Source organism: Sphingobacterium sp. HJSM2_6, assembly GCF_049316305.1.
GTDB lineage: Bacteria > Bacteroidota > Bacteroidia > Sphingobacteriales > Sphingobacteriaceae > Sphingobacterium.
Genome location: NZ_JBMOXB010000007.1, coordinates 86,008 through 99,964, shown reverse-complemented (window position 1 = coordinate 99,964; position 13,957 = coordinate 86,008). Strand labels below are relative to the sequence as shown.

9 protein-coding genes are annotated in these 13,957 nt (G+C 34.3%); 6 read left to right on the top strand and 3 right to left on the bottom strand.

Features of this window, described 5'->3' with window-relative positions:
* Window position 1: 1 nt before the first annotated feature.
* Both ACFRAE_RS08190 and ACFRAE_RS08185 read right to left on the bottom strand, forming a co-directional pair.
* On the bottom strand, window positions 2-1,117 hold the full coding sequence (locus tag ACFRAE_RS08190; protein WP_422796653.1) for a hypothetical protein: 1,116 nt from the start codon (window positions 1,115-1,117) through the stop codon (window positions 2-4).
* Entirely contained in the window at window positions 1,117-1,491 is a 375-nt protein-coding gene (locus ACFRAE_RS08185) for a response regulator transcription factor (RefSeq protein ID WP_422796652.1), read from the bottom strand. Before ACFRAE_RS08185 ends, ACFRAE_RS08190 begins: the two co-directional genes overlap by 1 nt.
* Window positions 1,492-2,640: 1,149 nt before the next feature.
* Here ACFRAE_RS08185 and ACFRAE_RS08180 point away from each other — a divergent pair.
* The 6 genes from ACFRAE_RS08180 (at window position 2,641) to ACFRAE_RS08155 (ending at window position 12,687) form a co-directional block, all read left to right on the top strand.
* Window positions 2,641-5,733 (top strand): SusC/RagA family TonB-linked outer membrane protein, encoded by a 3,093-nt coding sequence (locus tag ACFRAE_RS08180; protein WP_422796651.1) that lies wholly within the window; start codon window positions 2,641-2,643, stop codon window positions 5,731-5,733.
* 82 nt (window positions 5,734-5,815) lie between these two features.
* Window positions 5,816-7,702, top strand: coding sequence for a RagB/SusD family nutrient uptake outer membrane protein (locus ACFRAE_RS08175; RefSeq protein ID WP_422796650.1), 1,887 nt, complete (start codon window positions 5,816-5,818; stop codon window positions 7,700-7,702).
* A gap of 17 nt (window positions 7,703-7,719) precedes the next feature.
* On the top strand, window positions 7,720-8,952 hold the full coding sequence (locus ACFRAE_RS08170) for a DUF4959 domain-containing protein (protein WP_422796649.1): 1,233 nt from the start codon (window positions 7,720-7,722) through the stop codon (window positions 8,950-8,952).
* A gap of 27 nt (window positions 8,953-8,979) precedes the next feature.
* Entirely contained in the window at window positions 8,980-10,113 is a 1,134-nt protein-coding gene (locus ACFRAE_RS08165) for a DUF4998 domain-containing protein (protein WP_422796648.1), read from the top strand.
* Window positions 10,114-10,292: 179 nt separating this feature from the next.
* Window positions 10,293-12,104 (top strand): alpha-L-rhamnosidase C-terminal domain-containing protein, encoded by a 1,812-nt coding sequence (locus tag ACFRAE_RS08160; protein WP_422796647.1) that lies wholly within the window; start codon window positions 10,293-10,295, stop codon window positions 12,102-12,104.
* Between the two features lie 22 nt (window positions 12,105-12,126).
* Window positions 12,127-12,687 (top strand): biliverdin-producing heme oxygenase, encoded by a 561-nt coding sequence (locus ACFRAE_RS08155; RefSeq protein WP_422796646.1) that lies wholly within the window; start codon window positions 12,127-12,129, stop codon window positions 12,685-12,687.
* Between the two features lie 259 nt (window positions 12,688-12,946).
* Here ACFRAE_RS08155 and ACFRAE_RS08150 read toward each other — a convergent pair whose 3' ends face one another.
* The gene (locus tag ACFRAE_RS08150; protein ID WP_422796645.1) at window positions 12,947-13,819 is read right to left on the bottom strand and encodes a DUF808 domain-containing protein; all 873 of its coding nucleotides are present in this window, start codon (window positions 13,817-13,819) and stop codon (window positions 12,947-12,949) included.
* Between the last annotated feature and the right edge of the window lie 138 nt (window positions 13,820-13,957).

Here is a 13,957-nt window from a genome sequence, read left to right as displayed (position 1 = left end):
ACTATATATATTTAATTAATGGGTTTTTAATAAATTTTATCAACTTCAAATTTTCTTCTTCAGCATGTTGTTCCAATTCATCTAGGATTCCTGGAGCCGTTTTTCTTAGTGAATAGATGGATCTTAAACTATGTTTACGGTAAGATATCGGCAGTGCAATATTCTCAAACTGGGTTTTTAAAAATGGAATCGCTCCTCCTACAGATAGTCGACCTAATGCTTTCAATATCTCTAACCTAACTTCTTCTGATTCGTGTTCGTATTTTTCAATTAAGAACGACTCCTCTTCATATAGCATCAACTTGCCAATGCTATTTACCACTTTCACCTTCAATGCATTGTCTCCTACTTCGAACAGTTTTAATAACGTTTCCTTCGAATCATATTCTTGATAGTTCACAATCAAATCCAATAAAATGGCGTTTAGATTGTAATGATTTGTGGCTTTCAAAAAGGGATGAAATTTAAAGCTGTTGGAATTTTTTATTTTTCGGATACTTTCGTATAATTCTATGACATCAAGTTTATTAATCGCATTTATCTTCCCAAATATTAAAGGCAATGCTTCTAATCCTTTTAACTTAATTAAATGATCACGGGTGGATCGGACAACTTGCCCATTTTTAGATTCTAAAAATTTTACAGCCATTTCATCTGAAATAGGCTCTTGCATAATGGTTAAATCATTGAGCGTAGCAATGATTTCAGTATTATAAATAAATGATTTTTGAAGCTTCTTTAAAGAAAGTTTATTTAAATTATTTACCCTAAAAATACGAATAATGAATTCTCGGTAATCGCCGGCCAACAATTGATAATATTGTTTTAAAACAAATCTCAATGCCCTTCGATCCGCAGTATCCTCGACATGAATTCCTCGAAGATTTAAACGAACATCTTGATCGAAATTCGCATTTTCCATATAAAGGGTTCCTTCGATTATTTCACTTAAAATAGGCTCAATCTTTTCTAACGATTTTTGATAACGATAGGTGCGGTATTGAAATGAGGCTATAATGAAGATTACTAGTATCCATACCAAAATCCAAAAGAATATAGCGATATATATTAAAACCCTCCAGATTTCGCTATCGAATAGATTAAATTCAAAGTTCATTAATAAAAAACTTCATTCAAATGATGACGAACTCTAGTCACTAATTCAGCAGGCGAAACAGGTTTTTTCAAGAAATCATTTGCTCCTAATTCAAAACCCTCACGAACATAGTTTTCATCCGTAAAGTCTGAAACTATTATTATACGAGCATTTAAATTTTGCGGGCTTTTTCTGATTTGATTGATTACCTCCATCCCATTCAAATAGGGAAGCATAATATCTACAAGAAATAAATCGAATTGTCCATTTTTGATAGATTCAACAGCCTCTTTTCCAGATCGACAAATAAAAACTTGGTATCCATCACGCTCTAGAAATACTCTCATCATATTTAAAAGGATTTCATTATCCTCTGTTATCAAAATTTTTTTCATACTTGGGGTTATGTTCTTCTAAGTAGCTATAATTTAATAGAGTATAATCGTTATTAATTGATTTCCTATAATGTAAATTATATCACACAAAGTAAATGAATTAATTTGCGTTTTTATGCGTGTTTTGTATCAATTATTGGTAAATGTAATTATTTGACTACAAAATTGTCTATTTATATGAAGTTAATAAATCTTCCAATTATTACTTAATGTGTAAACACATATTTTTTGATTTTTGATTTGGATTAAAAAATAAAAAAAATCAAAAAAGGACTTATTAAAGCTTTATTATAGATTACTGCATATTTTTCAAACACTTAGCACTAGGTTACCCCAAAAAAATTAGGAGAGGAAAGCCTACTGATGCTGGGAAATAGAAGACTGCTAAATATCTTATGACAATATGATGACAAACCAATCTTTGTTATATTATTAAGACTCCTATTATCTAATAGTTAATATTAAGTGATAATTTTTATTTTATTTAGTTATCCGTATTTAATATTCGTAAACTAAAAAAAACAAACTATCTGTATCAGGAATATGAACAGATTTAAAATATAACTTTCATTTTATAACAGAAGATTACAGAGTCGCTATTTAAATTCAATCAACTATTAACCGTTTGGATATTTCATAAAAAAAACATCGAAAGTTTTGAAGAAGAAATAAATAATTCTTAACTGTTAAATTTTAGCATTAAGGAATAAAACTAAAAAGCTTGATTCATACCGTAGAAAGGAAAATAATTTACCCAAAAATCAAATAGGTAAAACGATATAGGTCTATTTTTCTGAACTTATTCTAAATCACAGGACAGCACAGGATGCTAACTTATATCATGTTCGTTAGATTTGAACTACGGATATTATTTTATTAACCGAAATCGTATCCATTTTTAACCAGATATAAATAAAAGGATAGTTAAACATGCTTTCCGACAACATAAACTTAAAGCAATAATTAGATTAAACGATTAAAGCATTACTATTAAAGGCATTGCAACAATTTCAGCATGCGTTTAATAACATGTTTAAAAAGAAATTCATCACCTTAAAAGGTAATGACATGACTTTTTTATGTCGTCTTTCGAAGAATAACATTAATCACCTATAAACTAAATTTATGATAAAAGCGAAATACCTCTGTATGAAAACCGCTTTACTTGCATCGTTTATCTTCTTAGGACAGCATCTCTTATTTGCACAAGATTTGCGACTAACAGGTAATGTAAAAGATAAGGATGGCAACTTATCTGGAGTTACAGTACAAGTAAAAGGAGTTCAAAAATTGGGTACTCAAACCGATCAAAATGGTAATTACATTATTGATTTGAATGCTAGGCCTGCAACACTAGTTTTTAGCAACGTCGGTTATTTAACCAAAGAAGTTGCTATTAACAATGAAAAAGAATTAAACATCACCTTATTAGTAGACTCAAGTACTTTAGAAGAAGTCGTAGTCGTTGGATTTGGTACCCAACGAAAGACCGAAGTTGTAGGTTCTGTAACTTCCGTAAGACCTAAAGACTTAAAAATTCCCGCAAGTAATTTAACAGCAGCATTTGCTGGTAATGTAGCCGGTATGATTGCATATCAACGTAGTGGTGAACCCGGTGCAGATAATGCAGATTTCTTTGTAAGGGGTATTACTACCTTTGGTGCAAATACAAGACCTTTAATTTTAATTGACAATATCGAGTTGACTACAACGGATTTAGCAAGGTTACAACCCGATGATATAGAAAGCTTCTCCATAATGAAAGATGCTACCGCAACCGCACTTTATGGCGCGAGGGGAGCAAATGGGGTAATATTAGTCACTACGAAACGAGGAGCTGAAGGGCCTGCAAAAATATCATTCAGAAGTGAGTATTCTGTCAATAGACCTACCAATAATATTGAATTGGCAGATCCTATAACATATATGAGATTAGAAAATGAGTCCATTTTAACTCGAAATCCATTAGCGGATATTCAATATTCTCAAGATAAAATTGAAAATACGTTAAAGCCTGGATCAAGTCCATATATCTATCCTGCAAATGATTGGCATAAAATGTTATTTAATGATTATGCTACATCTCAACGCGGAAATTTAAGTGTAACTGGTGGTGGTAAAGTAGCGAGATACTTTGTTTCATCTGCCTTTATGAAAGATAATGGTATATTGAAAGTCGACAAAAGAAATAGTTTTAATAATAATATCGATTTTAAAAACTATAACTTGAGAGCGAATGTTGACATTAACATCACCCCTATTACGCAATTAGCGGTTAGGTTAGCTGGTAACTTTGACGATTATACAGGTCCACATTCTTCTGGACAAGACATGTATTACATGGTTATGCACAGTAATCCGGTTCAATTTGCACCATATTATCCGATTGATGACGATTTCCAATTTACCAAGCACATCATGTTCGGAAATGCTAGAAATAATGCTTACCGAAATCCCTATGCGGAAATGGTTAGAGGATACAAGGATCGTTCTAGATCACAAATCCTAGCCTCTGTTGAAGTCAATCAAGATTTAGAATTTATCACGAAAGGTTTAAAATTAATGACGATGTTAAACCTATCTAGATTATCTGAGTTTAGTGTATATCGTATGTATAACCCATATTTTTATCAACTAAGAGGAGGTTACGACAGCTTTACCGGAGAATACCATTTAGAACGTACTAATGAAAACTCAGGTACAGAATATTTAGGGTATGGGGAAAGTGGTAAGGATGTGGAAGCTACTACCTATTCAGAAACGAGATTAAACTACAACAACACATTTAATAAACATGGAATTAGTGCTTTAGCCGTATTTACGACTAGACAATGGATTGCAGCCAATCAAGGTAACCTACAACTTTCACTTCCTTCAAGAAATGTTGGTTTAGCGGGTAGAGCAACTTATAATTACGATCAAAAATATTTCTTCGAATTCAACTTTGGATATAATGGTTCCGAACGTTTTGCTGCAAACAATCGTTGGGGATTTTTCCCGTCTGCAGGAGCAGCATGGACCATCTCGAATGAGAAGTTTTGGGAAAATTATAGAGATGTTGTTAGCAACTTAAAAGTACGCTATACGTATGGTTTAGTTGGTAATGACCAAATTGGTGACCGTTGGGATCGTTTCTTCTATCTTTCTCAAGTGAATATGAACGATGGTTCTAGAGGTGCAACGTTTGGGGAGAATTTAGAAAATTGGAGGAGTGGAATACGTATTAACCGTTATGCCAATTCAGAAATTACTTGGGAAACATCGACCAAACAAAATATGGCTGTTGATATAGGTTTATTCAACAAAGGCAAAATAACCTTAGAATATTTTAATGAGAATCGTAAAAATATTTTAATGACACGTGCTGCTATTCCAGCAACAATGGGTCTTCAAGCACAAGTTAGAGCAAATATAGGAGAGGCTGCTGCAAAAGGTTTTGAAGTACAATCTGATTTCCAACATTCCTGGAATGAACATTTTTGGACTTCAGCTCGTGCTAATTTCACCTATGCTACCAGCAAGTTTAAAGTATATGAGGAGCCTGAATATAGAGAAAATTACCGCAGCAGAGTTGGACATTCCTTACAACAAAATTGGGGATATATAGCGGAACGCTTGTTTATGGATGATTCAGAAGCAAACAACTCTCCTGCTCAACAATTCGGTAGTGAGTATGGTGGTGGAGATATTAAATACTTAGACGTCAATAAAGATGGTCAAATTACAGGTGCGGATCAAGTGCCTATCGGAAACCCCACTTCACCAGAAATTATTTATGGATTTGGTGTATCCGTTGGATATAAAGGTTTTGATGCCTCTGTATTCTTCCAAGGTTTAGCAAATGAGTCATTCTGGATTAATCCAGTTGAAACAGCTCCTTTTCAAAATCAAACACAATTAATCAAAGCTTACGCTGATAGTCACTGGTCTGAAGATAATCAAGATATGCACGCATTATGGCCGAGATTAAGTAGCACATTGAATTGGAACAATATGCAATCAAGTACTTGGTTCATGCGTGATGGATCATTTATCAGATTAAAACAAGCGGAATTAGGATATACAGTTCCGGGTAAATGGAAGGATAAATTTAAATTAAACAACCTTCGTTTTTACTTTAGTGGAACTAACCTACTATTGTTTAGCAATTTCAAATTATGGGATGTTGAAATGGGTGGAAATGGTTTAGGTTATCCCCTGCAAAAAGTGTTTAACCTAGGTTTAAACATGTCATTTAATTAATTTAATTGAAGAAGCTATGAAATTATTTTTGAAAAATATAAGAATTAAATTTTTATTGCTAATCACCTTCACCTCTTTCTCTATGTCCTGTAATAAATACCTGGATATAGTTCCTGATGATGGATTAGCAACTTTGGAGAGTGCATTTAGTATGCGGGCTACTGCAATCAGATATTTATACACCTGTTATGGATTTCTTACCTCAGAAGGAAATCTTGATGGTGATCAAGGCTATATGTCTGGTGATGAGTTATGGACTATCATCGATCGTAGAGAGAGTGGTGGTGTATGGGGTGGTGGCATTTTCAATATTGCAAGAGGTTTGCAAAATGCTTCAGGACCTATTGCGAATGACTGGGGAGGTATATACGAAGGTATACGTGCTTGTAATATACTTTTGGAAAATATAGATAAAGTACCTGATTTACCAGAATGGGAAAAATTGCAATGGATATCGGAAACCAAATTTTTAAAGGCTTATTTCCATTTTCATTTGATGAAAAAATGGGGACCTATTCCAATTATTCGTGAAAATTTAGATATCAACGCCAGTGTAGAACAGGTGCGTGTATATCGTGATCCCATGGAAGAATGTTTCGATTATGTAATTGAGCTTTTAGACGAATCATTAACAGATTTACCATTAAAAGTTCAAACACGTGAAGAGTTAGGCCGTATTACCAAACCAATTGCCGCAGCAGTCAAAGCTAAGGTAATGGTTTATGCAGCAAGCCCTTTATTCAATAATAATCAAGACCAAGCCACCTTAATTGATAAAAAAGGAACAAAATTATTTAAAACAGATAAAACTCCTGAAGAAGTTAAGAAAAGATGGGATGATGCAGTTATTGCTTGTAAAGAAGCTATTGATTTGGCGCATGAGGCAGATCATAAACTTTACTATCACCAAAGTAGGGTGAGAATTAGCGATACATTAATGAAAGAGATGGATTTAAGAAATGCAATTACGGAAAAATGGAATGAAGAAGTTGTATGGGCAAATACCCACACTTCATTAGGCGCGAATAGGAATCTACAAATGGCCGCTTCTCCTAATTTACAATGGATTCAATATCCAGATATGCCCGGTTTATATAATCACCTTCAAGCACCTTTAAAAGTAGCAGAAATGTTTTATACCGATAAAGGATTACCTATAGAAAATGATGTACAATGGGGTGATATATTTAAGTACGACTTAAGATCAGGAACAGATGCCGAAAAATGGTATATCAGAAAGGATTATATTACTGCAGCAGTCAATTTTAATAGAGAGCCAAGATTTTATGCTTGGTTAGGATTTGATGGTGGACAATGGTATGGTCAATCAGTAGAGGTAAATAATCCACTGCCTGCAGATTTATTTTGGGTAGCTGCACGAGCTGGAGGTAATCAGCAAAAGAAAGGTTATGATTGGGGACCTGTAACAGGTTATTATTTGAAAAAAGTTATTCATCCTCAAAGTAGACAAACATCGGCAACTGGATATGATGCTATCGTTTATCCTTGGCCAATGATTCGCTTAGCCGATTTATATTTATTATATGCCGAAGCGATTAATGAAGCTGAAGGACCAAATGGTGCTAAAAGTGAAGAAATGTTTCTTTACTTAGATGAGATTAGAGAAAGAGCGGGAGTTCCAGATATTAGAGAAGCTTGGGATGCTTATAGCAATAGCCCAGGAAAATACAATACTCAATTAGGTATGCGGGATATTATTCAAAGAGAGCGATTGATTGAATTATCATTTGAAGGACATCGTTTTTGGGATTTAAGAAGATGGAAAAAAGCACCAATAGAATATGATAAAGGAATATATGGTTATAAAATTACGGCAAGTAAACCTGATGAATATTATCAGAGGGTATTAATTGCAAATCAGCGCTTTTCTCAGAAAGATTATTTCTGGCCATTGAGCATTGGTATGATCGAGCAAAATCCTAATCTAGTTCAAAATATTGGGTGGTAATTAAAGCATCAAGAATTATGAAAAAATTAATATTATATATCGCTGTTCTTTTCTTAATCCTGGGATGTAAAGAATTAGGACGAATAGAACATGTGGACCAGAGTGCACCAGCTCCAGAACAGGTGGTTGTAAAAGAAGTAAAAAACACTTCAGGTGGTGCCATCATTAAATTTCAATTACCAGACGATGAAAACTTATTAGGAGTTAAAGCTGTATATGAAAGAAATGGAGAAATTGTGGAAACTAAAGCTTCTCTTTTCATTGATACATTAGTCGTGGAAGGATTTGGAACCATGAATACCCAAGAAATCAATATATTTAGTATTGGGCGTAATGAGAAACTCTCGGAACCTGTCGTTGTTCAAATTAATCCCTTATTGCCACCTGTACAATCTGTGAGCTTCGATGTTGAATCAGGCTTTGGTGGTGTTGTAATCAATCTACAAAAAAACTTTTCGGAGGCAGATTTAGCTTTAGTCTTAATGGCGGATACTGCTGGAAACGGAAAATTTGCAGATGTACAAACCTTCCACACAAAATCAAAGGAGATAAAATTTCCTAGACGAGGTTTAAAAATAAGACCTACCAAATTTGGAATTTACCTAAGAGATCGTTGGAATAATAAATCAGACACCATTTTTAAAGAATTAACTCCTATTGAAGAAATAAAAATTCCAAGTGATTTATTTAGAAATGCAAGTCTACCTACCGATTACTATTTACCTGCAGAAGGTTCTACAGGATATCGCTTAGAACATCTTTGGTTAGGTGCCGATGCTTCAGATGGAACATTTTATGCAACATCCCACTCTGCTCCAATGCCTCAATGGTTTACTATAGATTTAGGCCGTAAAGTAAAGTTAAGTCGTATTCAAAAATGGCCTAGACCTGATTATGAGTTATATTCCAGTACTGCACCTAGAATTTTCGAGGTTTGGGGAAGTGAAAATCCAAATCCTTCGGGTGCATGGGATGATAGTTGGTTCCTAATAGGAGAATTTGAACAATTTAAACCTTCAGGATATGGGGAAGGTAGAGAAGTTGGTCCAGTCTCTCCAGAAGATCGAGATTACTGGTACAATAAAACAGAATTTGATGTTGTTCCTACTGAAAAAGCACCAGATCCTTATCGTCCTGCAACACATATAAGGATTCGTGTATTATCTACGTTCCAAACATTTGGAACTGAAGCGGATAAAAGCCAAATCATTATAGGCCAATTGGCATTCTGGGGACAAATGGTTAATTAAAAACCCATTTCATTTAAATAAAAGAACATGAAAAAATATTTTTTATATATAATTACCCTACTAATCAGTTTGTCTGCTTGTAAAGAAATGGATACAAACTACAAAGAATTCATTGTCCCAAATGGACATATTTACCCACAAAAAGCAGATTCTTTAAAAATTTATCCAGGTGAGAATCGATTAAGATTAAAATGGTTAAAACCAAAATCACCTAGAATTCTTCATTCCTGGGTATATTGGAATAACTATACTGATTCTTTGAAGGTAGAGTATAATCCAGATATTGATACGATAAGTATTGACATTCTAGATTTAGCAGAAACTACATATACATTTTATATCAAGAATTTTGATGTTGATGGTAATGTATCTATTCCTGCTGAAGGTTCTGGTACTCCTTATGGAGACAACTATTTCATAAGCGCCAATGATCGAACATATGCATCAGCAACAAGAAATGCAGAATTTGTTGGAACTATTAATTGGGGACCTCGAACTTCCGATTTAGTCTATACAGAAATAAAATATGTCCACAATAATGGAGAAATTATAACACTAAGGTCGTATGCTACAGACAGAGAACTTGTAATCCCAGAAGTAAAGCAGGGTGAAACATTCGAATACCGTTCTATATTTCTGCCTCGCAATGGGATAGACACAATTTATAGAAATTGGAAAACCTCTGATATGCCATTTATGGTAAAATTTGCAAGAGATACTTGGACCGCAGTCGCTAAAGGTGGTAACCATGATTGGGGAGATGGTGGAGGTGGTCAACCAAGTTTATTATTTGATGGTAATAGAGCTACTGGATGGCATTCACATGTAAGTACTGCGCTTCCACAATGTGTGGTTGTAGATATGAAATCTCCACATGTTTTGGACAACCTACTAATTTATCCACCCGCTCCAACCAATTGGAGATACTTGAAAGACGTAGAAATCTATGTATCTGATGAGCCTATGGACCCTAATGCCTCGGGTATACCTCTAGCGAGTTGGGGAACACCTGCTGCAAAAGTTCAATACACAGGTGGAGAATCTTTAAAAATAGCTTTCCCTACTCCTCAAACTGGACGATATGTAGCTATTTTATTTAAAAATACAAGCACTACAAATCCATATGTTAGTTTCATGGAATTTGAAGCCTATGGTTTTTAAAAAATAATTCGATAAAAAATGAACTGGGGATTTATGAAAATAGATCCCCAGTTTTTTTATCCTTAGGATATAGAGATTCTTTAGTGATAGTGCATCAACCTGTGAAGTATAACAATAAATCACTAATTTCGTCGTAAATAACAAACTAAACCCTTAAAACCATATTTAACATGAATTTTATGGCTAGATTAGCAATATTAATTTCCTGTATTTCTGTAGTCACATTACCATACAGCTTTGCACAAAATACCCTAAGCATCCCACCTACCTTTGAATCTAAAGTTTTAAAACCAAGTAAAATTGTAGAAAAAGGAAATGGACATTACCTCATCGATTTCGGTAAAGCAGCCTTCGGATCTTTATCTTTTTCCCTAAAATCCAATCATAAAGACTCCCTAATTATCCATTTAGGTGAGAAACTTAAGGATCAAAAAAACATTGATCGAAAACCAGGTGGTTCAATCATCTATCAACACTTTACTTATAAAGATATTTCAGCTCATCAAAATATCGATGTCATATTCAAACCGAATAAAAGAAATGAAAACCCTCCAGCCATTATATTACCAGATACTTTTGGACGGGTATTACCATTTAGATACGTAGAAATTGAAAATCTTAAAGTTCCAATTTCTGATTTACAAATCAATCAAAAAGTATTCAATTATAAATTCAACGACCAAGCAAGCCAATTCAATAGTTCAGACACGGTGTTAAACCAATTATGGGATATGTTTAAACACAGCATCAAGGCAACGAGCTTTGCAGGACTTTATATTGATGGTGACCGAGAAAGGATTCCCTACGAAGGAGATGCTTACATCAATCAGTTAAGTCATTATGTAGTCGATAATGAGTATACTTTAGCACGTCGCACCAATGAATACTTTATCGAAACTCCAACCTGGCCTACCGAATGGTTATTGCATACGGTATTGTTATTCTACAATGATTATATGTATACTGGCGATAAAGAAGTTCTTGAAAAGTATTATGAGAAATTAAAAGATAAAACCTTGCATTTCTTAAAAAGAGAGGACGGGCTATTAGATACCCATAAAGATAGAATCACTCCAGAAATGATGAAATCCGTTGGTTTTAAAAATGAAAACAGCAAAATGGCCGATTTAGTAGATTGGCCTATGAATGAACGTGATGGGCATGAGATGATGCGTGTCAATACGGTAGTCAATGCCTTTTATTACCGCAATCTACAATTGATGGCTGAAATTGCCAAAGTGCTTAACAAAAGTGAAGATGCCACCAATTTCCGCAAGGAAGCTTTAAAGGTGAAGCATGTGTTCAATCAAAAACTTTTTGATTCAGCCAAAGGAATTTACATCGATGGAGAACTCTCCAAACATTCCTCTATTCATTCCAATTTATTTGCATTGGCATTTGGATTGGTTTCTGACGTACACAAAAAGAGTGTCATCGATTACATCAAATCTAGGGGTATGGCATGTAGTGTCTATGCCGCTCAATTTTTATTGGAAGGTCTATATGAATATGGTGAGGCAGATTATGCTTACAAACTGATTGTAAATCAACAAGGAGATCGTAATTGGTGGAATATGATAAAACAGGGTTCTACTATCGCTTGGGAAGCTTGGGATATTAAATATAAACCAAATCAAGATTGGAACCATGCTTGGGGTACAGCACCTTTGAATATTATCGGGAGATATATGTGGGGCATTACCCCTGCGAAGCCTGGATTTACCAAAGCAAGAATTCATCCTCAACTAAGCTCCTTAACCTCTACAGAATTAAATTTACCAACCATAAAAGGAAATATTTTAGCTACTTATAAAAAGAACGGAAATACACACAACTACAGTATTACACTTCCAAAAGAAATGGATGCTGATTTTGTGCTCCCACAAGTTTCTTATATGAAAATTAAAATTAATGGAAAGATTGTGAATCATGAAAACTATATAGTAGCCTTAAAACAAGGTAAAAAATATGCTATAGAAATTGTCATGTAAATTAGCACTAAGAATACAGATAATGCTCAGTCAATACCTCAAAGATAACACGAAAGAATCGCACCAAAAGGTGGAAGGAACTATCCTGCGAAAATTAAAAAAGATAAGCACAGAAGAAGACTATGAACAGTTTTTAAAAAGTTTCTATGCCTATTTTAAAGCGGTAGAAACTGAAACCTCTAAATACATTAGCATCAGTGTATTACCCGACATTCATCGTAGAAGGAATGCAAGTTATATCAAAAATGATATTGATTCCTTAGGGGGCAATGTCCATAGTCTTCCCAGTGCTGCAGCTGTACCTGTGCAATCCACGCTAGAAGCATTAAGTTCACTATACGTATTAGAAGGTTCCATTTTAGGTGGACCCTATATAGTACAGCTACTCAAAAAACAAGGAATTACCCGAGGATTTTCTTTTTTCGAAGGGTATGGAGAACAAAGTTCCATGATGTGGACTTCTTTCATCAACGTATTAAATGATTATGGCAAAGAGAGTGCAGACTATGTATTAGCCTCGGAAATTGCAAATAGAACCTTTCTCCAATTCGAGAACGTTTTCTTAGAAAATCCTACTCTTTAACATCCTGATGATTCGATATTCCAAACAAAACAGCCATGCTTTTTGAGCTAGTACTGTAAACCTATCCATAAAAAGGGCTTATGAATATTCCAATCATAAGCCCTTTTTATATCATTAAAATTAGTGCTATTTTTTAAGTACCCTTAAATAAGCAATGTTCAATCTAATATTAGCAGCAATGCAATACCCCATTTGCAGGAACAATTGGTGCTCTACACACAGCATTTCTGGGTTATTTGCACATTCATTTTTAGTAAATCTAGTTTGTCGACTTAGATTTAGGAATAATAGCCTTTATCAAAGTCGCTAAACCTACGACCAAGGCACCTGCAACCAAGCCAAAACCAAACTCCTTAATAACAGCAGGAATGCTTGGAAAAAGATGATGAAAAAAATCAATATTATGAACAAATATACCACCAGATACTAATAATAAAGCGATAGTACCTATGACAGCTAAACTTTTAATAACAATCGGAAGCAATTTGACTAAACCATTTCCAATCCATGCAATAATACCTTTTCCATTTGCTCGTTTGACCATACTGTGACCCGCATCATCCATCCTTACGATGATCGCAACAATACCATAAACGCCGATGGTAGCTACCAATGCAACCACAGAAACCGTCAAAATCTGAATATATAAACCCTCTGTAAGTACCGTACCTAACGCTATAATGACAATTTCCACCGATAAAATAAAATCGGTAGTTATGGCCGATTTTATTTTTGCATTCTCAGCAACCTCCCCGGTTTCCTCTTGTTCTTTGATCACCTCCTCCCCTTTTTTAGGTCGATGGAATAGGTAATGTATAATTTTTTCAGCGCCTTCATACGCTAAATAAAAACCGCCTAAAATCAATATGTATTGGATGGCGACAGGAAGAAAAGAATTTAACAGTAAGGCAATAGGAACAATAATTAGTTTATTTAAAAACGAACCCTTGGTAATAGCCCATAAAACTGGAATTTCTCGAGAGGCTAAAAAGCCTGTTGCCTTTTCCGCATTTACCGCTAAATCATCCCCTAAAATACCTGCTGTTTTTTTAGTCGCTATTTTACTAGCTACTGCTACGTCGTCCATTAATGCTGCAATATCATCCAATACTGCAAAAATCCCTGATGCCATAAATTTCCCTTAATATTAGGCTCTAAAGTAGAGATTTAATCGATAAATATTAAATAATTTTCGATGTTTACCCTCCGATTGTTTTTTTGAGATGTCAATTATTTTGGCTATTTTCAATTCATCTAATAACCTCACATA